We start from the raw sequence: 19,900 nt of genomic DNA, 5'->3' as shown, positions 1-19,900 counted from the left end.
CAGGTCCTACCGCCCGGACCGGCTGCCCTGGCAGTCGCCTGTGGAGAACCCACCTGCCGCGCGTTCTCCCCTTGACACGCGGCTCCGATCGCTTCAAGTGGGCCCCTTAACGCGCTCATTACCACCCCGGAGCGCAGTTGGGACGGCAATCTCACGCTGGGATGGGCGATGCCGGCCTCCCTCGCTCCCGGTTTGACGCCATCGGATGCTTGTGGGGAACTGGGTGACGACCACCCTCCTGCCACACCTCAATGGATCCTGCCCCCGCTGTTGATCGCTCCTCGCGTTGCCCGGCCGGCGTCCGCCCGCCTGTCTCCGCAGACAACGGCGATGGTGCCGCTGGCGTGGTGAGCATCAGGGCAGAGGTGCCGGAGGCCTTGCTGGGTTCGATGCGCACCTTCATCGATGCCCATCCGAACTGGGACCAGTACCGCCTGTTCCAGGCCGCTCTGGCTGGCTTCCTGGTGCAGAACGGCGTGAACAGCCGTGCCGTGACCCGTTGCTACGTCGGCAACATGTTCAATTGGAGCGCCTCCGCCGACGGCTGCTTCAGCGCTCGCTGAACGCCTGGGCGGTCCCGCCCCGCCCGAAGTCTCGCCCGAACAGGGCGTCGTAGCCCGCCATCAGGCTGGCGATCATCACCGGCCAGGCGATCAGCAGCCCCACCGCCAGCAGCACCGCCAGCGCGGCGAAGGGGGTGGGCACCAGCAGCACCAGCAGCACCTGGAGTCCATGGAGCGCCAGCGTCAGCAGGTAGAGCGGAGCCCAGCCGCGTGTTTTCCGCGACCAGCCGCGCTGAAAGGCGAGCACTGGCCCTAGACGCCCCACCACCACCAGTGGCAACTGAAACACCTGGCTGACATTGAGGATCATCAGGGCGGCGCCACCCAGCACCAGGGCCAGCAGGCCCAGGCCGGGGGTGAGCACGCTCAGCACCCCTGCCACCAGGCCGCAGGTGATCAGCACCAGCCCATTGACCATCAGCAACAGCGCCGCCATGCCCAGCAGCCGCAGCGTGGCGGCACCCTCCCAGCGGGCCAGCTCGGCGAAGCGTGGCTGCCCTTCCGCCAGGGCGATCCGGCTGCCGCGCAGCAGCCCCACGTTCAGCCAGATGTTGCTGGCCACCCCAGCGGCCAAGCCGCCCAGGGCCAGCAGCAGATAGCCCGCTGGCCCGCCCTGCTGAAGCTCATCACTGCCCCGGTTCTGGACCAGCTGGCCGATCACGTTGAGCACACCGCCCAGCAGCGTGAAGGCCATGAATCGCAACGGTGCCTGCCCAAAGGCGCGCCAGCCTTGCCGCAGGCAGGAAGCGGTCGCCAGCGGGACCACGGACCCGCCGGCGGTTGTCATGGAGCCGGCAGCAGCAACGCCATCAGGCGCGCCGCAGTGGCATCGGCGACGGGCAGGATCGAGAGCCGGTTGCCGCGCCGCACCACCATCAGCTCTTCAGGCGTGAACGCTTCCCGCAGGGCATCGAGGCTCAGCAGCTGGTCAAAGGTGCGGCGGTACGCCAGCCGTACGCAATCCCAACGCGGTGCCTCCGGCTTCGAGGCGGGGTCGAAATAGGCGGAGGCGGGATCGAACTGGCTGGGATCGGCGAGCCCGGTGGCGATCACCTCCATCAGGCCAATGATTCCGGGGGGTTTGGCATTGGAGTGATAGAAGAAGGCCTGATCCCCCACCTGCATGCTGCGCATGTAATTGCGCGCCTGGTAATTGCGAATTCCATCCCAGAGGGTGCTGCCCTCGCTGGCGAGATCCTCGATTCCGTAGACATCCGGTTCGCTTTTCATCAGCCAGAAGGCCATCGCAGCGCCGGCTCCTTGCTCTGCTGAACAGGGCCTCACTCTATGGCGGCAGGTGTGGCTTTCAGCGCGGTGACAAGGGCGCGGAAGTGGTCGCCACGGGCTTCAAAACTGCTGTATTGGTCGAAGCTGGCGCAGGCCGGTGACAACAGCACGGTGGGTGAGCCTGAGGCCGTGGCCAGGGCGTTGGCCGCCAGCACCGCGGCCCCCAGATCCTCAACGTTGTGCACCTCGCCGCTGAAGCCGCTGCTGAGCAGCAGGCCGGCGAAGTGGTCACGGGCCGCTCCATAAACCACCACCGCCGCTGCCTGCCGCTGCAGGGCCGCCAGCCAGGCGGAGGCATCGCCCTGTTTCGCCTGCCCGCCCGCCAGCACCACCATCGGCCCGGGCAGAGCCTTGAGCGCCACCTCGGCGGCGTCGTAGTTGGTGGCTTTGCTGTCGTTGTACCAGGTGATCCCGGCGCGCTCGCAGATCCTCTCAAGGCGGTGCGGAACCCCGGGGAAGCTGCGGAAGGCCGCAGCCATCCCTGCGGCATCAAGGCCGAGCTTGAGCCCTACGGCAGCCGCCAGCACCAGGTTCTGTCGGTTGTGCTGCCCTGGCAGGGTCAGGCTGTCGGCGGGAAAGAGCTCACCATCGCGGCTGCAGAGCATGCCGTTTTCGATCCAGATCAGCGGATCAATCCCGGCGGGAAGCCCGGCACGGGGCCCCGCCGACACCCAGTCGGCCCGGTCCCAACTGGGGGCCTGGGCCCTGAGATCGGCGTCGTCGGCGTTGAGCAGCCGGACTGTGGCGCTCTCCACCAGCCTTCGCTTGATCGCGCGGTAGTTGCCGAGCGTGCCGTGGCGTTCCAGGTGATCAGGGGTGAGGGTGGTCCATAGACCAAAAGCGGGGGCCAGCTCGGGGGAAGCCTCGATCTGATAGCTGCTCAACTCCATCACCAACCAGTCAGGGTTGGCCTCACCTCGCAGGCGGCGTTCGAGCAGCAACTCAGCGGCAGAGGTGCCCATGTTGCCGGCCATCGGCGCGTCGAGGCCGGCGGCCTGCAGCAGGTGGCTGACCAGATGGGTGACGGTGGTCTTGCCGTTGGTGCCGGTGATGCCGATCCAGGGAAGGCCGCGGCTGGCGGCCCAGGCCACAGACGGTTCGCCGCAGACGCGCACGCCCCGATTGCGCAGTTCCTGCAGGGTGGGGAGATCCCAGCGGATGCCTGGGCTGACCACCACCGTGGCCGGCAGCTGGTCATGGGCCTCGAAACCCTCGATCGATAAGGGGCAGTTGAGCTGCACCTCGATACCGCCGGCCCGCAGCTCCCTGGCCTGCAGATGTTGCGCCGGCGTGCCGGAGCTTTCGATCACCAGCACGCGGCTGCCCAGGGCCTGCAGCAGGCGGGCCGCTCCCGCGCCGGATCGACCCAGGCCGACCACCACGGTGAAGGCACCGAAAGGCGGTGAAACTTCCCGCAGCGGCAGCGGTTGGGTCAAAGCCGGGGACGTAAAGAAGTGGGCGATACTGGAATCGAACCAGTGACTCCTACCGTGTCAAGGTAGTGCTCTACCTCTGAGCTAATCGCCCGGGTCGGGTGTCTTGAAGACGACACCCGGAGCCGAAACTTAGCAGCCGGCCCTTCCCCTCTTAACCGCTCAGCAGGGCCAGTCAGCTGCGTAGCAGGGCCAGCCGCCAACGGTCGCGTTTGGTGATCTGCACCTCCAGCACCGTGAGCTCCCCCCGGTTCTCCAGCCGCACCCGATCGCCGGTCTTGAGCTCTCTGCTGGGGTTGCGGACGTCTTGCCAGTTGACGCGGACAGACCCGCTGCGGATCTGCTCGGCCATGCGGTTGCGCGGGATGCCGAAGCCGGCGGAGCCCACTGCATCGAGCCGCAGCGAGGCCTCCACGGTGGAAAAGCGACGGGGCTGGGGCCGGGCCGGGGGTAGGAGGCGATCCAGCGGCGTGGTCTCCAGCTGCACCTCCACACTGCGCACCAAGGCCGTGCCCCCGTCGAGGCGCCCGGCCAGCTCCGGGGTCACCACCAGCTGGGCGCCGCGATCGCCCCGCAGCCACAGGTCCCCCAGCTCCGCCTCCTGCGCTCCCGCCTGCAGCAGCCCGGCACGGAAATCACCGGCGCTGGCGGAATCGAACAGGAAGTTGCCGCTCAGCGTCAGCCCGAGCAGCGGCAGGGCGGTGTCCGCCGCCTGGGCTGGGTCCGGTGGCGGGGCATCCAGCTCGGCGCGTACCAGTTGCAGCCGGCAACGCTCGGCGCCGGAAAGGCCCCCTTCGGCGTGGAGGGTGAGCTCGCTGAGGCTGCCGAGGCGCGCCATGGCCTCCTCGCGCAGCAGCGGGGACACAAACGACGTCCATACCGGCCGCCAGGTGCGCAGGGCCTCTTCCGCCTGATCGATCAGCTCCGCCAGCTGTTCAGGGGCGTGGCTGCCTTGCAGCAGGCTGCCGCGCGGGAGGGTGACAGCGCTCAACGTTCCGCCAGGCGTACCACCGCCTTGGGCCGGGTTTCCTGAATCAAGGTCCAGGGAATCTCCTGGCCGGGGGCGCTCTCCACCACCAGCAGCCAGTTGCCCTCCTCGAGGCGGTTGCGCAGGCTGCGGATGCGGTCGTCGGGATCGGAGGTGACGCTGGCGGCGGCAGCGAAGCTGCCCATCCAGCCCGAGCCCATGCCCAGCAGGCCGCCGATCAGTGGCTCCCCGTAGGGACCGGCGAAGGCGAAGGTCTGCAGATCGGTCATGAAGGTGAAGGTGATGCCAGCGAAGAACCCGAACGGCATCAGCCAGCGCACCATTCCCCGCTGCCGGCGTTGGCGGGCCAGCCCCGGGTTGAGCAGTTCGACGCTGTCGATCGAGGTTTCTCCCTCCCCGATGGTCAGCAGGGTGGCCGGCGCCGGACGGACCCCATCGAGTTTGTCCTTCAGGCGTTGCAGGCTCTTGCGATCGGCCAGCACCACCACCACGCACAATCCCAAGCCCAGTGTCCCAAAGCACGATTCTCTTTGCTGAGAGCAGGAGCTGTGGCGGCGGATCACTACACTTCACCCCCTGCGTTGTCTGGCGCGTTCCGGACCGCTCCTTCCCCAACGTCGCGGGTCATGACAAAGGTTCTGGTTTCCGATCCCATCGATCAGACGGGCATCGACATCCTCTCCCAGGTGGCCCAGGTGGATGTGCGCACCGGCCTACCGCCCGACCAGTTACTCAGCATCATCGGCGACTACGACGCCCTGATGATTCGCTCGGGCACCCAGGTGACCGCTGAGCTGATCGCGGCGGCTCCACGCCTCCGCATCATTGGACGCGCCGGGGTGGGCGTCGACAACGTGGATGTGCCCGCCGCCACCCGCCAAGGGGTGCTGGTGGTGAACTCGCCCGAAGGCAACACGATCGCCGCCGCCGAGCACGCCCTGGCGATGATGCTGTCGCTCTCGCGGCACGTGCCCCAGGCCCACGCCAGCACCATGGCCGGCGGCTGGGACCGCAAGAAATACGTCGGCAACGAGCTCTATAAAAAGAAGCTTGGCGTGGTGGGCCTCGGCAAGATCGGCTCCCACGTGGCCCGGGTGGCCAAGGCGCTCGGCATGGAGGTGCTCGCCTACGACCCATTCATCTCCACCGAACGGGCCCAGATGCTCCAGGTGCGCTTGATGGCGGTCGCGCCCCTGTTCGCCGAAGCCGATTACATCAGCCTGCACCTGCCCCGCACCCCGGATACGGAGAATCTGGTCAACGCCGAGCTGCTGGGCTCGATGAAGCCCACCGCCCGGCTGGTGAACTGTGCCCGCGGCGGCATCGTGGATGAGGTGGCCCTGGCTGCTGCACTGGAAGCCGGCACCATCGCCGGGGCGGCGCTGGATGTGTATGCGAACGAGCCGCTCAAGCCCGATTCGCCGCTGCTCGCCGTGCGCGATCGCCTGATCCTCACGCCGCACCTGGGTGCCTCCACCGAAGAGGCCCAGGAGAACGTGGCCGTTGATGTGGCCGAACAGATCCGCGATGTGCTGCTGGGCCTGCCGGCCCGCAGTGCCGTGAACATCCCCGGCATGACCCCGGAGGTGATGGAGCGCCTCAAGCCCCACCTGCAACTCGCCGAAACCCTGGGCCTGCTGCTCAGCCAGATGGCTGGGGGCTCCGTGCAGGAGCTGGAAGTGCGGCTGCAGGGCGAATTCGCCAACCACCCCTCCCAGCCGCTGGTGGTGGCCGCCCTCAAGGGGTTGCTCTCCAGCGCCCTCGGCGACCGCATCAACTACGTGAACGCTTCGCTCGAGGCCAAGGGGCGTGGCCTGCACGTGCTGGAGGTGAAAGACGATTCCAGCCGCGATTTCGCCGGCGGTTCGCTGCAGCTCACCTCACGCGGTTCCCAGGGCAGCCACACCGTCACCGGCGCGGTGTTCGCCGATGGCGACCTGCGCATCACCACGATTGATGAGTTCCCGGTGAACGTGGCCCCCAGCCGCCACATGCTGTTCACCCGCCACCGGGACATGCCCGGGATCATCGGCCACCTCGGCTCCCTGCTCGGCGAGCACAACGTGAACATCGCCTCGATGCAGGTGGGCCGCCGCATCGTGCGCGGCGATGCGGTGATGGTGCTCAGCCTCGACGACCCCATTCCCCCCAGCCTGCTCGCCTCGATCGGCAAGATCAACGGCATCCAGGAGGCACACCCGGTCACGCTGTGACCGGCGACCCAACGGCACCAGCGCTGAGCGACAACCGCTGGTGGCGCCTGGAGATGGCGGCTCCTGCGGAGCTGGAGGAATCGCTGCTGTGGAAGCTGCAGAGCCTGGGGATCTCCCGGTTGGCCGTGCGCCATCACCCCAGCACCCCCGACCAGCATCAGCTGGTGGCCTGGCTGCCAGCGATCGACTGGCCAGAGGGCGAACGCGCCCGGCTGCCTGAGGCACTGGCGCCGCTCGCGGCCACCTTTGAGCTGCCTCTGCCGCCGCTGGCCTGGGCGTTGCAGGACGACGAGGATTGGGGCCTCAGCTGGAAGCAGCACTGGCAGCCCGACCCGGTGGGGGAGCGGCTGCTGATCCTGCCCGCCTGGCTGGAGGTGCCCGACGACCAGGCCCACCGCCTGGTGATCCGCATCGATCCCGGCAGCGCCTTCGGCACCGGCAGCCACCCCACCACCCGGCTCTGCCTGGAGGCTCTCGGTGAGCTGGCCCAGCTGGCTGGCGGCGCGCTGACGGGCCGGCGGGTGGCTGATCTGGGCTGCGGTAGCGGCATCCTCGGTTTCGGCGCCCTGCGCCTGGGCGCGGCCGCCCTGGCCGCCACCGACAACGACCCCCTGGCGGTGAGAGCCACACGGGAGAACGGCATCCTCAACGGCTTCAGCGAAGGGCCTGATGGGCCGCTGCAGGTGGCGCTGGGCTCGGTGGAGGGCCTGGCCGAGCTGCTGGCAGGGCAACCGGCCGACATCCTGCTCTGCAACATCCTCGCGCCGGTGATCGCGGAGCTGGCCGTGGAGTTCAAGGCGGTGTTGGCGCCCGGCGGCGTGGGGTTCCTGAGCGGCCTCCTGGTGGATCAGGCGCCAGCTCTGGAGCGCACCCTCGCCTCCCTGGGCTGGATGGCCGAACTGATCGCCGACGAGGGCGGCTGGGGGCTGATGCGGATCCGGCAACAGCGCCATGTCATATAAATCACGCTTATCCGTGCTCACCCTTTGATTGCGCTTCCGGGGCTCCCACCCCAAGACCGCCGCCAGCGCCCCTGTCCGATGTAGGAAGGGGCTGTCCTACAGGCCCGGATCCTCCAGGAGCCTGTGAGCCCCAAATTTCCCTTCCATGGCTTCCTACAAGGTCACCCTCATCAACGAGAGCGAGGGCCTCAACAAGACCATCGAGGTTCCCGACGATCAGTACATCCTGGATGCTGCTGAAGAGCAGGGCATTGACCTCCCCTATTCCTGCCGTGCTGGCGCCTGCTCCACCTGCGCCGGCAAGCTGACCTCCGGCACCGTTGACCAGTCGGACCAGAGCTTCCTCGACGACGACCAGATCGAAGCTGGCTTCGTGCTCACCTGCGTGGCCTACCCCACCTCCGACGTCACCATCACCACCCACGCCGAAGAAGAGCTCTATTGAGCCGGCGGCCTTCACCCGCCAGCCGCCCGACGATCCCGCGGGCACGCTCAACAGCCAACAAGTGGCACTGAGCCCGTTCAGGTGTCCCGCTTGTTTCCTTTCTCCTTCTCTGCCACCCTTCGGGGTGGCTTTTTGATGGCCTTGCAGGTCGACGTTCTCCAGGACCACGGCAGCGAACATTGCAGCCCCGGGGGCCAGTACAGCTACCGCGTGATCGGGGCGTGCTGCCGCCTGTTCGACCGGGAGGAGTTGCCGTGGCCCTGCTGCCGCCTGGCCTGGCGCAGCAAGGAGCCCAGCTGGCGCCGCATCGGCCGCCGCTTCGTGGCCGACCTGGCCTCGCGGCGGTGCCCCTCCTATGCGGTGGAGGTGCTGCAGCCAGGGTCCCGCCCCACCCGCACCGTGATCACGCTCTTTCCGCAACGCCTGTCGCCGGCGCTCCAGGAGTGGTGGTACAGCAAACAGCCGGCCTCTCTCGACCCCGCCTTCCAGCGGCCTCCAGCCGCCGCGACGCACTAACCGCTCACTGTGCGCGCCTGCCAGCAAAAAGCCCCCCTGGGCAGGGGGGCAGAGGCGTTCGGTGGCGGGGTGATCCGCCCGCGGGGACAAGGTTCAGAAATAGACCTTGCCGCCGCCCCACTGGGTGCCGCTCACCTTGGGGGCCACCAGGATGTAGCCGGCGATCAGGCGAAGGTCGTCGTCGCTGAGATCGCGCATCTTCACGAACACATCGCTGCTGCGCATGCTCGGATGCACGTCGGAGATGCTGTATTCCCCGTCGTAGGAGGTGGGGTCCTTGATGTAGTCAACGAGGGAGTCGACAGAGTTGCGCGGCGGCGTGGCCAGGGCAAGGGTTTCCGGGTCAAGCCCCACGTTGTAGTTGGTCTTGGTGACGCCGCCGGCGTGGCAGGTGCCGCAGCTGCTGTTGAACAACTTGCGACCGCTCTTGATCTCCGATTCGCTGAAGGTGACCAGGCCACCATCCGGCGTGCCGCTGACCGTGAGCGTTTCGGCATCCCATTGGGCGGCCTGCAGAGGAGCCACCCAGACTCCGAAGGTCAGCAGCAATCCCAGCGGCACCACCAGCAGAAGGCGGGCGATCGACCGGAGGGCGGCGGAAAGGGAAAGGGCCATGGAGGGAGCTGGCGAATTGGCGGTGGACACCGCACCTGAGACCTTGTATCACGGGCGAAGGGCCCTCCGGGGCGGGATCAAGAACTGTTGCAGGCACAAGCGGCCCGGCTGACGCGCGGGCTGTGCCTCAGCCCTCCTCGGGGTTGACCTCCAGGGTGAGGAAATCCTTGGCCACCAAGGTGTTCGGGAAGATTGCCCTGGCCTCTTCGAGCAGGTCGTCGGGGGTGACGGTGTTGCCATGCACGTAGCGGGGGCTCAGGTGGGTGAGCGCCAGGCTTTTCACCCCGGCCAGGGCCGCCGTCTGGGCCGCCATGGTGCTGGTGGAGTGCTGCCGCTGGAAGGCCATCTCCGCTTCGCCGTGGGCAAAGGTGGATTCGTGCACGAGCAGATCGGCTCCCCGCGCCAGCTCCACCGCCGCTTCGCAGAACACGGTGTCGGTGCAGTAAACGAAGATGCTCCCGGGCCGCGCCGGCCCGCACAGCCGTTCTCCATGGATGATCCGGCCGTCCTCAAGGGTGACGCTCCGCCCCGCCTTGAGCTCCGCATAGACGGGACCGGGGGGGATGCCCAGCTCGCGGGCCTTCTGCACATCGAAGCGACCGGGGCGGGGCTTCTGCTCCACCCGGTAGCCGTAGGCGGGGATGCGATGGGTGAGCGGCGCGCAGCGCACGATCAGATCGTCATCGTCGAGCAGCACCGTGCCGGCAGTGGCGGCCTCCCGCACCCGGTGGCTGGCCAGGGGATAGCCGATGCGGGTCGATGAGGTGCGCAGCACCCCTTCGAGGTAGTCGCGCAGGGGGTCGGGGCCGTAGAGATCGATGCCCTGGCAGCTGCCTGCCATGCCCAGGCTGGCCAGCAGACCCGGCAACCCGAAGATGTGGTCGCCGTGCATGTGGGTGATGAAGATGCGCCGCAACTGCGACACCCGCAGGTCGCTGCGCAGGAATTGATGCTGGGTGCCTTCGCCACAGTCGAACAGCCACAGCTCGGCGCGTTGAGGCAGCCGCAGGGCCACGGCCGACACGTTGCGGGCCCGGGTGGGAACGCCCGAACTCGTTCCGAGGAAAGTGACCTGCAAGCCAGTTGCGCTTTGCCGCATGCTGCCACGTCAATCACTGGCCGGCGGAGGGCTGGCGCTGCGGCCGGATCGTCGTGACAATGACCGCCTTATGAGCTCCGCTGCTGGTCGCCATGGCTGGGATGTTCGTCCGCTCGGTGTTGCTGACGTCCTTCCGTCGGTGCGCTGCGCCGTTGCTGGCGCCCTGCCTTGGCCTTGCCTCTCTGATGCTGCCGCTGGCGGCCAGCGCCAGTCCTGATCCAAGCCTGCGGGTGCTGCTGCTGGAGGCGGCGGAAGTGCGGGTGGGCGGTGCCCATGGCCTGCGCCTGCTTGATGCCAGCGGCCGCGAACGGTTCCGCCTGCCGGAAGGCGGCGCCTTGGCGCTGCGGACCACCGCCAACGGCGTGCAGGTGGACGTGGTGGCGCCCGCGGTGCAGGGTGCGGCGCCGCTGCCGGCGCCGCTGCGCTTGCCGGAGGTGTGGATCGATGCGGTCCAGCCCACCAGCGGTGACGCGGTGCTGCATCTGCAGAACCGCACCTACCGGGGGCGACTGGTGGTGCGCCCGGCCGCCGTTGCCACTGCGCTGCGGGTGGTCAATGTGGTGGCCCTCGAGACCTATCTGCCCAGCGTGGTGGGCAGCGAGATGCCCGCCAGCTGGCCGCTCGAGGCGTTGCGCGCCCAGGCCGTGGCGGCCCGCACCTACGCCCTCCGCCAGCGACGCCCCGAGCAGCCCTTTGATCTCAAGGCCACCGTCAGCAGCCAGGTCTACAAGGGGTTGGAGGCGGAAACCCCGTCCACCCGGGAGGCGGTGCGCGGCACGCGTGGGTTGGTGCTGACCCACCAAAACGCCCTGATCAATGCGGTGTTCCACAGCAGTGCCGGCGGCACCACCGAAAACAGCGGCGATCTCTGGCAGCGCCAGATGCCCTATCTCGTGAGCGTCGCCGACTTCGACGAGGCCTCGCCGGTGAGCCGCTGGCGCCAGGAACTGCCGCCCCCCCTGCTGGCCCGCGCCTTCGCCGAACTGGGCGGGGTGCAACGCATCGACATCCTCTCCACCACCGCCAGCGGCAGGGTGCGGCAGGCCCGTGTGGTGGGCCCCAGCGGGCAGCTGCTGGTGAGTGGGGCGGAGCTGCGCAGCCGGCTGGGCCTGAGGAGCACGCTGGTGCGCTTCGAGGCGGCTCCGTTCAGCTTCCCCGACCCGGAGGTGCCCCCCTCCACCTGGTTGTCGGCCACAGGCGTGCTGCTCTCACTGCCGGCGCTGCCGCCGCTGCTGCCGCCCCCCAACCCCACGCTGGTGGCGGTGGGCAGGGGCTTTGGCCACGGGGTGGGCATGAGCCAGTGGGGGGCCCTGGCGATGGCCCAGCGCGGCAGCAGCTTTCAGGAGATCCTGCACCACTACTACCGGGGCGCCCAACTGCGTCCGTACGGTGACATCGCCAAGACGCGGACGGCGGCGGATGCGGGCGCTGCGTCAGGCTCCTCGCCATGGAGTCCCCGCAACGCGGCCCTCAGTTCCGCTCGCCCCTGAGCGCACCGGCCCTTTCCTCTGTATCTCTGGAGGCCTCTGGGCCGGTGCCCGGCTGGCACGACCGGCTGGAGATGTTTCCGGATGGGGAACACCTGAGCGCGGCGGTGGCGGACGCCCTGCTTGACCAGCTGCTCCTGCCGCCGGCCCGGCCGCTTGGGCTGGCCACGGGCCGGACCATGGTGGCGGTGTACGGCGCCCTGCGGCAGCGGATCGCGGCGCTGGCGGCCACCGAGCGGGCCCGGCTGCTGGCCGGATGGCGCAGCTTCAATCTCGACGAGTACGTGGGCCTGCCCCGCCACGATCCGCGCAGCTTCGCCGCCGAGATGGAGGCCCGGCTGATCGCACCGCTGGGCCTCGCCGCCGAGCGGCTGGCCTTGCCCGATGGGCTGGCCGCCGACCCCCATGCCGAAGCCGAGCGCTACAGCGCCGCGCTGCGGGCGGCCGGCGGCATCGGCCTGCAGCTGCTGGGGCTGGGCAACAACGGCCATGTGGGTTTCAACGAACCCCCCTGCGAGGCCAGCCAGCGCTGCCATGTGGTGGAGCTCGATGCCGCCACCCGCGCCCAGAACGCCGCGGCGTTCGGCGGTGATCCGGAAGCGGTGCCACGGCGGGCGATCACGCTCGGCCTGGCGGAGATTCTCGCGGCGGAGCAGATCCTGCTGGTGGTGAGCGGCGGCGCGAAAGCGCCGATCCTGAAGCGATTGCTGCAGGAACCACCCAACGCCCAGCTGCCGGCCAGCTGGTTGCAACACCACCCGCGGCTGCGGCTGATGGTGGACCGGGCCGCACTCGCCGGCTGACCGGGCCGCCGCCGGTAGACCAGCCTCAGTCCACCAGCGTCACGCCAGCAGTGCCTCGATCAGGGCCTCGTCGGCCTCCAGGTTGGTGGTCACGCTGCGAACGTCATCGAGGTCGTCGAGGGCATCGAGCATGCGCAGGCAGTGGCGCAGCGCCTCGCACTCCTCCAGGCGGCAGGTGGTGGCGGGGATCCAGCGGTGTTCCCAGCCCTGCACGCTCCAGCCCTGATGGCGCAAGGCGTCTTGAAGTGCCTCCAGGTCGGCAAAGCTGCACACCACTTCGGCGGAAGCGCCTTCTTCTTCAGCAGCAGCACCAACACCACCGCGACCTCCAGCAGCCGCAGCCCCGCCCTTGCCGGCCGCGGCCACCCCTGTCGCCGCTGGCTCGAAGGTGTAGGTGAGCGCGGCGGGACCGCCAGCCAGCTCCACGGCCAGCAGGCTCTCCAGCAGGGCGTTCTCCTTGAGCTGCGGCTGCTCGATCCGCACCACGCCGCGGTGCTCGAACAGGTAACCCACGGAGCCCACCTCGCCCAGGTTGCCCCCGTGCTTGCTGAAGGCGAGGCGCAGGTCTGCCGCCGTGCGGTTGCGGTTGTCGGTGAGCGCTTCCACCAGCACGGCCACCCCGCCGGGGCCATAGCCCTCGTAGCGCACCTCCTGAAACTGATCGCCGTCACCGCTCCCCTGGCCGGAGCCCTTGGCGATCGCCCGCTCGATGTTGTTGTTGGGCAGCCCGGCGGCCCTGGCTTTCTCCAGGGCTGTGCGCAGCTGAAAGTTGCCCGCCGGATCGGCACCGGCGCGGGCGGCCACGCTGATTTCCCGGGCCAGGCGGGTGAACACCACGCCGCGCTTGGCGTCGACCACCGCCTTCTGGCGTTTGATCTGGCTCCATTTGCTGTGGCCGGCCATGGCTGGGTGGTGGGTGCGGGATCGGGAGGGAAGCGCCAAAGCGGCGTCGGATTCAGCCGGCCGCGTCGAACACCAGGCGCGGTTGCAGGCGACCGCCGGGGGCGGTGCGGGCCATGCCGGCCAGGTGGCCCTGTGGATCGAGAATCACCACGGGCTGATCGAGCGCGCTGGGATCGAAAGCGGGCTGACCGAGGCTGGGTTCGGCGCGGGCGCAGAGGCTGCGGCCGCAGCGCCAGCCTGCCAGATCCTCTGCATCCAGCTTCTGCCAGGGCAGGTGCCTGAGGGGCTGAAGTGGATGTTCGAGGGCCGGCAGGGGTGCACCGCTCTCCAGCGCCTCCAGGCTGACGCTGCCGCTCAGATCGAAGCCGAGCGCTTCGGTGCGGCGCAGGCTGGCCAGGGTGCCACCACAGCCCAGGGCGGTGCCCAGATCCCGCGCCAGGGAGCGGATGTAGGTACCGGCAGAGCACCGCACCGCCAGCTCCAGCTGCTGGCTGGCGGGCTCCCAGTTCAGCAGTTCCAGGGCATCAATCTGCACGGGCCGCGCCGCCAACTCCATCGTTTCACCCCGCCGCGCCCGCGTGTAGGCCCGCTCCCCATCCACGTGCACTGCCGACACCTGGGGCGGTTGCTGCAGGATCGTGCCGCGGAAGCGCTCCAGGCAGGCGTCTAAGTCACCGTGGCTCAGGGCGGGCACCGGGCGGCGCTCCAGCAGTTCACCGCTGAGGTCGTCGCTGCTGGTGCGCCAGCCGAGCTGGATCACGCCGCGGTAGGCCTTCCCGCTCGGCAGGTAGGGCAGCAGGCGCGTGGCAGCGCCCAGCGCCAGGGGCAACACGCCGGTGACAGCCGGATCGAGGGTGCCGCCGTGGCCGACCCGCTTGATCCGATAGCAGCGGCGCACCCTGGCCACGCAAGCATGGGAGGTGAGGCCTGCTGGCTTGTCGAGCACCAGGAAGCCGCAGGGCGAAGGGGAGGCGGTCACTGCGTCATCATCGCCGCCAGGGGGATGGCAGGGGCCAGGTGGGGCTTCAGGCTGGTGGTGCCTGTTCCCCCGGTGCCGCGTCTGTGCCTGTGCAACACCGCCGTGATCTGGCCTTTCTGGTGCTGGCCGGCCTCTTCCTCGGCACCATGGGCATGCTCAACATCCTCGGCCTCACCCGCTTCCTGAGCCTGGGTTCCATCGGTGGCTGGCCGATCGTGGTGGCGGTGGGCGCCCTGCCCTATCCCGTCACCTTCCTCTGCACCGACCTGATCAGCGAGATCTGGGGCGAGCAGAAAGCCGGGCAGCTGGTGTGGGTGGGGTTGCTGCTCAACGGCTGGATTGTGCTCATCCTGTGGCTGGGTGGGGTGCTGCCTGGCCTGGCCGGCACCGATTCCAGCACCTTTTTCGAGATGCGCCGCCTGGCCTTCGGTGCCGTGGGGGCCTCGATGGTGGCGTACCTGGCGGCCCAGTTCACCGATGTGCGGCTGTTCCATTTCTGGAAGCGCTTCAGCGGTGGCAAGGCGCTCTGGCTGCGCAACAACGGCTCCACCCTGGTGAGCCAGCTGGTGGACACCACAGCCGTGGTGTTGATCAGCCACTACGCCGCTCACGTGCTGCCGATCCGGCCCGGTGAGCCGGTGCTGCCCCAGCTGGGGGCCTTCATCCTCAGCGGCTACCTGTTCAAGTTTCTGGCCGCCCTGCTCGACACGCTGCCCCTCTATCTGCTGGTGGGCTGGTTGCGCCGTTGGCTTGAGGTGCCAGGCGCCGGGGTGGAACTGGGCTGCGAAGACGCCCGACCCCTCCCGCTTGCCCGCCCGGGGCCCTGGGCCGGCCGTGCAGGCGGCCGTGAGGGCGGCCCCTTACCGTGACGTTCTGAAACGGGACCAGCCGTGTCCGAGTCAACCCAGACCATGGCCGCCCCATCGGCGCTGCCCACCCTTGATGTGGAGCGGTTTCTGAGGGATGGCTTCGGGCTGTTCGATCAGCTGGCGGCCTATATGCAGCTGAGCCCCAGCCAGCTGGAACAGCGCCTCGCCCATAGCCGCAGCGAGCTGGCGGCCCTGCATCCCGGCGCGACCGGCTTCGACCCGCAGCGGGTGGAGGCCTTCTACGAGGAAACAGTGGGCCACGGCCACCTGCTTGAGCTTTCGGCCTGGCACCTGGGCAGTGGCGATTACATCGCGGACACCCTCCGCCTTCAGCAGCACCTGGCCCGGGGCCAGGTGCTCGACTTCGGCGGCGGCATCGGCACCCATGCCCTGGCCGCTGCGGCGCTGCCGCAGGTGGAGCGGGTGTGGTTTGTGGATCTCAACCCCGACAACCGGGCGTTCGTGCGCCAGCGGGCAGAAGCTCTGGGCCTCGCCCATCGCCTCGGCTTCTGCCGCGATCTGAGCGATTCGGCCCTGCCGGCCACCTTCGACACGATTGTGTGCCTGGATGTGCTGGAGCACCTGAGCGATCCGGCGGATCAGCTGGAGGTGTTCGCCTCACGCATGTCGAAGGGGGCGGTGGCCCTGTTCAACTGGTATTTCTTCAAGGGCTTCGCCGGCGAATATCCGTTCCACTTCGATGAACCCCAACTGGTGGAGCGTTTCTTCCGCAAGCTGCAGAGCCGCTTTCTGGAAGTGTTTCACCCCTTTCTGATCACCACCAGGGCGTATCGCCTTGCGGATTGAAAGGCGTGTGGGCCGCGGTTGAAGCGTGGGCTCATCGCTGATGCCCAAGCCGAACCCGAGGTTGCTGCACCCCAGTGAACGAACGCGAAAAGGGTGACAAGCACCCAAGCGAAAAGACCGGGATGCTGGTGAAACAGCAGTCCCGGTCTTTAACTGCAGGCCTTTGGCACTCAGCCCAGCGCGACGTGGATGCGCTTGCGGACGCGGAGGCCCCGCTTGATGGTCTCGAAGTTCACGACGCCATCGATGAGGGCGAAGAGGGTGTCGTCGGAGCCGCGGCCGACATTGTTGCCGGGCAGCACGGAGGTGCCACGCTGCCGGATCAGGATCGAACCGGCACTTACGGTTTCACCGCCATAGCGCTTGACACCCAGCCGCTTGGAATTGGAATCGCGGCCGTTACGGGTGGAGCCTGTGCCTTTCTTGTGGGCCATGGGGGCGAGAAAACGAGGGGGGGGCGGGAGAAGGAAGCAGAGAAGCCAGAATTCAGGCGAGCACTTGGCCCGCCACGGTGATCGACTCGACCCGCACGCGGGTGAGTTCCTGGCGGTGGCCGTTTTTGCGGCGGGTTTTCTTCTTGGGCCGCATCTTGTAAACGATGATCTTTGGGCCGCGGCGATGCTCGAGCACCTTCAGCTGGACCGTGGCACCGCTCACATAGGGATGGCCAAGGGTGGTGGCACCGTTGGCGTCGTGCACAAGCAGCACATTCTCCAAGGTGACGGCCTCATCGACCTCCGCTCCGATGCGGTCAAGGTCGTAATAGCGGTTGGGCTGGAGCCAGAACTGCTGGCCAGAGGCCTCGGCGATCACGTAGGTGCCTGTGCCCGGCGCAGGGGTGCTGGTGCCCGGCTCAGGGGTGCCGGTGGCGGGGGTGGTGCTCATGGGTGCAAAGGCGTGGACAGGCTGCCCGCTCCTGCCTGGCGATCGCGGAGATCACCGGGCGGCTCGGCATTCAGGCCTGGCGCACATCCTGAAGAATGGACGAATGGCCATCCTGCTCTTCCAGAGCCCCGCCCGTCAACCTTAAGGTCACCCAAACGAGGCTTCCCGCGCCGCATGTCCCAGCCGGCATTCACGATTGCCTCCCTGATCCGCGATCCCGGGCTCGATGCCGCCTGCGGGCAGTGGCTGCAAGAGGGGCGCTACGACGTGGTGCCGCTGGGCCTCGCCCCCGACCCCGTTGCAAGGCTGGCCCAGAGCTGGGAAACGTTCGATGCGGTGCTGCTTGAACAGGGTGCCCTGCCGGAGGCACTCGATGGCCTGAGGGACCAAGGCTTGCTGCTCCCTGCTGTGGTGGTGGGCCCGGTGAGTGGGCAGCTGGATTATCACGATGCCGAGGTGCACCTGCCCGCCGACCAACTGGAACAGCTCAGCTACAGCCTGGATGCGGCGATCTCCCGCTTTCTGCGACGCGGCAACATGGATGGTTCCCAGCCGAACGGGCCCGGAGGCGATGGCTCCTGGAGGCTGTCGAGCCGCCTGCAGGAGCGGCTTGGCTACCTGGGGGTGTTTTATAAGAGGGACCCCTCCCGGTTTCTCCGCAATCTGCCCCCCATGGAGCAGAAGGAACTGTTCCTTTCCTTGGAGCGCACCTACAGAGACCTGTTGGTGAGCTACTTCAAGGATGAGGCTTCGGCGAATCAGGCACTGGAAAGCTTTGTGAACACCGCTTTTTTCAGTGACCTCTCCATCACCAAGACCGTGGCCATCCATGCCAACTTGATCGACGAATTCTGGAAGCTTCTCAAGCTAAAGGGTCAGAAAGATGATTTTCTTCGTGATTACCGCCTGGCACTCCTTGACGTGATGGCCCATCTCTGCGAGATGTACCGCCGATCCCTGCCCGTCACCGAGCTGGCCAATGGGCCGCGTGCGATCGCTGCTGCCTCGCTTCAGGACCTTCAACCCACCCAACCTTCTGAGGTGCACCCTTGAGCATTCGCAAGACCTACATCCTCAAGCTCTATGTGGCTGGGAACACCCCCAACTCCATGCGCGCCCTGAAAACCCTGCGCAACATTCTGGAGCAAGAGTTCAAAGGGGTGTACGCCCTGAAGGTGATTGATGTGCTCAAGAATCCGCAGCTGGCCGAAGACGACAAGATTCTGGCCACCCCCACCCTCGCCAAGATCCTGCCGCCGCCAGTGCGGCGCATCATCGGCGATCTCTCTGATCGTGAGCGGGTGCTGATCGGCCTTGATTTGCTCTACGACGAACTCACAGAAAGTGATCTCTTCAATCCTGAACCCCAGGCTGATGAAGCCGGTGATGCGGGCCAGATTCTGTAGATCCTCCTAGCAATTTCAAGCCTTTGATCAGCTGGGCCTTAGGTTGAAGCAGGCACCCGACCAGCCATGACGGATTCCCTACCCCTTCTCCATTCCCCGATGCAGGTTCAGAAGCTTCCGACCGGGGTGGAAGGCCTTGATGACATCTGTCAAGGCGGGCTGCCGATTGGGCGCTCCACCCTGATCAGCGGCACATCCGGCACAGGGAAAACCGTCTTTTCGCTGCATTTTCTCTACAACGGCATCCATCATTTTGATGAGCCCGGCATCTTTGTCACCTTTGAAGAATCACCGCGCGACATCATCCGCAATGCCTCCAGTTTCGGCTGGAATCTGCAAGAGTTGGTGGACCAGGGCAAGCTGTTCATCCTTGATGCTTCCCCGGATCCCGATGGACAGGATGTGGCGGGGAGTTTTGATCTCTCCGGCCTCATCGAGAGAATCAACTATGCGATCAGAAAATATAAGGCGCGGCGCGTTGCTATCGATTCAATCACGGCAGTTTTTCAGCAATATGATGCTGTATCCGTGGTGCGTCGGGAGATCTTTCGCCTGATTGCCCGGCTCAAGGAAATCGGCGTCACCACGGTGATGACCACCGAGCGGATCGATGAGTATGGCCCGATCGCCAGATATGGGGTCGAAGAGTTTGTCTCCGACAACGTGATCATTCTGCGCAACGTGCTGGATGTGGAGCGCCGTCGCCGCACGGTGGAGATTCTCAAGTTAAGGGGCACCACCCACATGAAAGGGGAGTTCCCGTTTACCATGGGGCCCCAGGGCGTGGCGATCTTCCCGCTGGGCGCCATGCGCCTCACGCAGCGCTCTTCAAATGTGCGGCTCAGCTCAGGAGTGCCGCGCCTTGATGAGATGTGTGGCGGCGGTTTCTTCAAGGATTCGATCATTCTCGCCACCGGTGCCACCGGCACCGGTAAAACGCTGCTGGTGAGCAAGTTCATCGAGAACGCCTACAGAAATAAAGAGCGGGCCATCCTGTTTGCCTATGAGGAATCACGGGCTCAGTTATTGCGCAACGCCACCAGCTGGGGCATTGGCTTTGAGCAGATGGAGCAAGATGGCATGCTCAAGATCATCTGCGCTTACCCGGAATCCACCGGTCTGGAAGATCACCTTCAGATCATCAAAACCGAGATTGCCGAATTCAAGCCGTCCAGAATGGCGATCGATTCGCTGTCGGCGCTCTCCCGTGGGGTCAGCCATAACGCGTTCCGGCAGTTTGTGATCGGTGTAACCGGCTACGCAAAGCAAGAAGAGATCGCGGGCTTCTTCACTAACACGTCCGAAGAGTTCATGGGCAGCCACTCCATCACGGATTCCCATATCTCCACGATCACCGACACCATCCTGCTGCTGCAATATGTGGAGATTCGCGGTGAGATGGCCCGTGCAATCAACGTGTTCAAGATGCGTGGCTCCTGGCACGACAAAGGCATCCGTGAATTCGTGATCACTGGCAACGGCCCAGAAATCCGCGATTCCTTCTCCAACTTCGAGCGCATCATCAGCGGCGTGCCCCATCGCGTCACCTCCGATGAGCGGGTGGAGCTTTCCCGCATTGTGCGTGGCGTGGAGGATGATGACGCCTTCTGAGCAAGGCCCAGGCAGGATCCAGCTAACGG

Annotated in this window: 23 protein-coding genes and 1 tRNA gene; 12 read left to right on the top strand and 12 right to left on the bottom strand. The window is 67.0% G+C overall.

The window, feature by feature from the left end; genetic code table 11:
* Positions 1-251 precede the first annotated feature (251 nt).
* A complete protein-coding gene (locus KBY97_RS04230; RefSeq protein ID WP_255145439.1) occupies positions 252-563 on the top strand; it encodes a DUF2811 domain-containing protein in 312 nt (103 codons plus the stop codon).
* Here the strand turns inward: KBY97_RS04230 and KBY97_RS04225 are convergent.
* The 6 genes from KBY97_RS04225 to KBY97_RS04200 all read right to left on the bottom strand — a co-directional run bounded on the left by KBY97_RS04225 (position 550) and on the right by KBY97_RS04200 (position 4,774).
* Entirely contained in the window at positions 550-1,350 is an 801-nt protein-coding gene (locus KBY97_RS04225) for a hypothetical protein (protein ID WP_255145438.1), read from the bottom strand. The genes KBY97_RS04230 and KBY97_RS04225 overlap by 14 nt on opposite strands.
* Complete coding sequence (locus KBY97_RS04220) at positions 1,347-1,808, bottom strand: EVE domain-containing protein (protein ID WP_255145437.1); 462 nt, start codon at positions 1,806-1,808, stop codon at positions 1,347-1,349. The genes KBY97_RS04225 and KBY97_RS04220 overlap by 4 nt, the downstream gene beginning before the upstream one ends.
* Positions 1,809-1,843: 35 nt before the next feature.
* Positions 1,844-3,286: a UDP-N-acetylmuramoyl-L-alanine--D-glutamate ligase gene (murD, locus tag KBY97_RS04215; RefSeq protein WP_255145436.1), complete on the bottom strand. Its 1,443-nt coding sequence runs from the start codon at positions 3,284-3,286 to the stop codon at positions 1,844-1,846.
* Between the two features lie 19 nt (positions 3,287-3,305).
* Positions 3,306-3,377: transfer RNA gene (locus tag KBY97_RS04210), tRNA-Val, on the bottom strand.
* A gap of 81 nt (positions 3,378-3,458) precedes the next feature.
* Complete coding sequence (locus KBY97_RS04205; RefSeq protein ID WP_255145435.1) at positions 3,459-4,274, bottom strand: photosystem II S4 domain protein; 816 nt, start codon at positions 4,272-4,274, stop codon at positions 3,459-3,461.
* Complete coding sequence (locus KBY97_RS04200) at positions 4,271-4,774, bottom strand: hypothetical protein (RefSeq protein ID WP_255145434.1); 504 nt, start codon at positions 4,772-4,774, stop codon at positions 4,271-4,273. Before KBY97_RS04200 ends, KBY97_RS04205 begins: the two co-directional genes overlap by 4 nt.
* A 123-nt stretch (positions 4,775-4,897) precedes the next feature.
* Here KBY97_RS04200 and serA point away from each other — a divergent pair, with 123 nt between their 5' ends.
* From serA to KBY97_RS04180, 4 genes are all read left to right on the top strand, one after another.
* On the top strand, positions 4,898-6,484 hold the full coding sequence (gene serA / locus KBY97_RS04195) for a phosphoglycerate dehydrogenase (RefSeq protein ID WP_255145433.1): 1,587 nt from the start codon (positions 4,898-4,900) through the stop codon (positions 6,482-6,484).
* On the top strand, positions 6,481-7,446 hold the full coding sequence (gene prmA, locus KBY97_RS04190; RefSeq protein ID WP_255145432.1) for a 50S ribosomal protein L11 methyltransferase: 966 nt from the start codon (positions 6,481-6,483) through the stop codon (positions 7,444-7,446). Before serA ends, prmA begins: the two co-directional genes overlap by 4 nt.
* A gap of 145 nt (positions 7,447-7,591) precedes the next feature.
* Positions 7,592-7,891 carry a ferredoxin gene (locus tag KBY97_RS04185; RefSeq protein ID WP_094512700.1) on the top strand — a complete coding sequence of 100 codons (300 nt, stop codon included), beginning with the start codon at positions 7,592-7,594 and terminating at the stop codon, positions 7,889-7,891.
* A gap of 135 nt (positions 7,892-8,026) precedes the next feature.
* Positions 8,027-8,407 carry a hypothetical protein gene (locus tag KBY97_RS04180; protein ID WP_255145497.1) on the top strand — a complete coding sequence of 127 codons (381 nt, stop codon included), beginning with the start codon at positions 8,027-8,029 and terminating at the stop codon, positions 8,405-8,407.
* A gap of 93 nt (positions 8,408-8,500) precedes the next feature.
* Here the strand turns inward: KBY97_RS04180 and psbV are convergent, their stop codons facing one another.
* Both psbV and rnz read right to left on the bottom strand, forming a co-directional pair.
* Positions 8,501-9,022 carry a photosystem II cytochrome c-550 gene (gene psbV, locus KBY97_RS04175; protein WP_255145431.1) on the bottom strand — a complete coding sequence of 174 codons (522 nt, stop codon included), beginning with the start codon at positions 9,020-9,022 and terminating at the stop codon, positions 8,501-8,503.
* 127 nt (positions 9,023-9,149) lie between these two features.
* Complete coding sequence (gene rnz / locus KBY97_RS04170; RefSeq protein ID WP_255145430.1) at positions 9,150-10,100, bottom strand: ribonuclease Z; 951 nt, start codon at positions 10,098-10,100, stop codon at positions 9,150-9,152.
* 122 nt (positions 10,101-10,222) lie between these two features.
* Here rnz and KBY97_RS04165 point away from each other — a divergent pair, with 122 nt between their 5' ends.
* Positions 10,223-11,611, top strand: coding sequence for a SpoIID/LytB domain-containing protein (locus KBY97_RS04165; RefSeq protein WP_255145429.1), 1,389 nt, complete (start codon positions 10,223-10,225; stop codon positions 11,609-11,611).
* Positions 11,569-12,411: a glucosamine-6-phosphate deaminase gene (locus KBY97_RS04160; protein ID WP_255145428.1), complete on the top strand. Its 843-nt coding sequence runs from the start codon at positions 11,569-11,571 to the stop codon at positions 12,409-12,411. Before KBY97_RS04165 ends, KBY97_RS04160 begins: the two co-directional genes overlap by 43 nt.
* Positions 12,412-12,450: 39 nt before the next feature.
* Here KBY97_RS04160 and KBY97_RS04155 read toward each other — a convergent pair whose 3' ends face one another.
* Positions 12,451-13,314 (bottom strand): YebC/PmpR family DNA-binding transcriptional regulator, encoded by an 864-nt coding sequence (locus KBY97_RS04155; protein WP_255145427.1) that lies wholly within the window; start codon positions 13,312-13,314, stop codon positions 12,451-12,453.
* Positions 13,315-13,366: 52 nt separating this feature from the next.
* A complete protein-coding gene (gene truB, locus KBY97_RS04150; RefSeq protein ID WP_255145426.1) occupies positions 13,367-14,293 on the bottom strand; it encodes a tRNA pseudouridine(55) synthase TruB in 927 nt (308 codons plus the stop codon).
* An 83-nt stretch (positions 14,294-14,376) separates the two neighbouring features.
* On the opposite strand from truB, the gene KBY97_RS04145 reads away from it, so the two are divergent.
* Complete coding sequence (locus KBY97_RS04145) at positions 14,377-15,162, top strand: queuosine precursor transporter (RefSeq protein WP_255145425.1); 786 nt, start codon at positions 14,377-14,379, stop codon at positions 15,160-15,162.
* A gap of 42 nt (positions 15,163-15,204) precedes the next feature.
* Entirely contained in the window at positions 15,205-15,969 is a 765-nt protein-coding gene (locus KBY97_RS04140) for a bifunctional 2-polyprenyl-6-hydroxyphenol methylase/3-demethylubiquinol 3-O-methyltransferase UbiG (RefSeq protein WP_255145496.1), read from the top strand.
* Positions 15,970-16,139: 170 nt separating this feature from the next.
* On the opposite strand, the gene rpmA is transcribed toward KBY97_RS04140, so the two are convergent.
* Positions 16,140-16,403 (bottom strand): 50S ribosomal protein L27, encoded by a 264-nt coding sequence (gene rpmA / locus KBY97_RS04135; protein ID WP_255145424.1) that lies wholly within the window; start codon positions 16,401-16,403, stop codon positions 16,140-16,142.
* Positions 16,404-16,455: 52 nt separating this feature from the next.
* A complete protein-coding gene (gene rplU, locus KBY97_RS04130) occupies positions 16,456-16,854 on the bottom strand; it encodes a 50S ribosomal protein L21 (protein WP_255145423.1) in 399 nt (132 codons plus the stop codon).
* 174 nt (positions 16,855-17,028) lie between these two features.
* Between rplU and KBY97_RS04125 the strand changes: the two genes are divergently transcribed.
* From KBY97_RS04125 to kaiC, 3 genes are all read left to right on the top strand, one after another.
* Positions 17,029-17,907 (top strand): circadian clock protein KaiA, encoded by an 879-nt coding sequence (locus KBY97_RS04125; protein WP_255145422.1) that lies wholly within the window; start codon positions 17,029-17,031, stop codon positions 17,905-17,907.
* A complete protein-coding gene (kaiB, locus tag KBY97_RS04120; RefSeq protein WP_255145421.1) occupies positions 17,904-18,260 on the top strand; it encodes a circadian clock protein KaiB in 357 nt (118 codons plus the stop codon). Before KBY97_RS04125 ends, kaiB begins: the two co-directional genes overlap by 4 nt.
* 99 nt (positions 18,261-18,359) lie before the next feature.
* Positions 18,360-19,871, top strand: coding sequence for a circadian clock protein KaiC (kaiC, locus tag KBY97_RS04115; RefSeq protein WP_255145420.1), 1,512 nt, complete (start codon positions 18,360-18,362; stop codon positions 19,869-19,871).
* Positions 19,872-19,900: the final 29 nt, after the last annotated feature.

It is taken from the genome of Synechococcus sp. ATX 2A4, assembly GCF_024346375.1.
GTDB lineage: Bacteria > Cyanobacteriota > Cyanobacteriia > PCC-6307 > Cyanobiaceae > MW101C3.
The sequence above is the reverse complement of the archived record's forward strand: the minus strand, read 5'-3'. Positions and strand labels throughout refer to the sequence as shown.

Bases quoted from the DNA above. Each gene is read 5' to 3' on its own strand.
- KBY97_RS04230 (WP_255145439.1), top strand. From the start codon at position 252: ATGGATCCTGCCCCCGCTGTTGATCGCTCCTCGCGTTGCCCGGCCGGC.
- KBY97_RS04225 (WP_255145438.1), bottom strand. From the start codon at position 1,350: ATGACAACCGCCGGCGGGTCCGTGGTCCCGCTGGCGACCGCTTCCTGC.
- KBY97_RS04220 (WP_255145437.1), bottom strand. From the start codon at position 1,808: ATGGCCTTCTGGCTGATGAAAAGCGAACCGGATGTCTACGGAATCGAG.
- serA (WP_255145433.1), top strand. From the start codon at position 4,898: ATGACAAAGGTTCTGGTTTCCGATCCCATCGATCAGACGGGCATCGAC.
- KBY97_RS04185 (WP_094512700.1), top strand. From the start codon at position 7,592: ATGGCTTCCTACAAGGTCACCCTCATCAACGAGAGCGAGGGCCTCAAC.
- KBY97_RS04180 (WP_255145497.1), top strand. From the start codon at position 8,027: ATGGCCTTGCAGGTCGACGTTCTCCAGGACCACGGCAGCGAACATTGC.
- psbV (WP_255145431.1), bottom strand. From the start codon at position 9,022: ATGGCCCTTTCCCTTTCCGCCGCCCTCCGGTCGATCGCCCGCCTTCTG.
- KBY97_RS04165 (WP_255145429.1), top strand. From the start codon at position 10,223: ATGTTCGTCCGCTCGGTGTTGCTGACGTCCTTCCGTCGGTGCGCTGCG.
- KBY97_RS04160 (WP_255145428.1), top strand. From the start codon at position 11,569: ATGGAGTCCCCGCAACGCGGCCCTCAGTTCCGCTCGCCCCTGAGCGCA.
- KBY97_RS04155 (WP_255145427.1), bottom strand. From the start codon at position 13,314: ATGGCCGGCCACAGCAAATGGAGCCAGATCAAACGCCAGAAGGCGGTG.
- KBY97_RS04140 (WP_255145496.1), top strand. From the start codon at position 15,205: ATGGCCGCCCCATCGGCGCTGCCCACCCTTGATGTGGAGCGGTTTCTG.
- rpmA (WP_255145424.1), bottom strand. From the start codon at position 16,403: ATGGCCCACAAGAAAGGCACAGGCTCCACCCGTAACGGCCGCGATTCC.
- rplU (WP_255145423.1), bottom strand. From the start codon at position 16,854: ATGAGCACCACCCCCGCCACCGGCACCCCTGAGCCGGGCACCAGCACC.
- KBY97_RS04125 (WP_255145422.1), top strand. From the start codon at position 17,029: ATGTCCCAGCCGGCATTCACGATTGCCTCCCTGATCCGCGATCCCGGG.
- kaiC (WP_255145420.1), top strand. From the start codon at position 18,360: ATGCAGGTTCAGAAGCTTCCGACCGGGGTGGAAGGCCTTGATGACATC.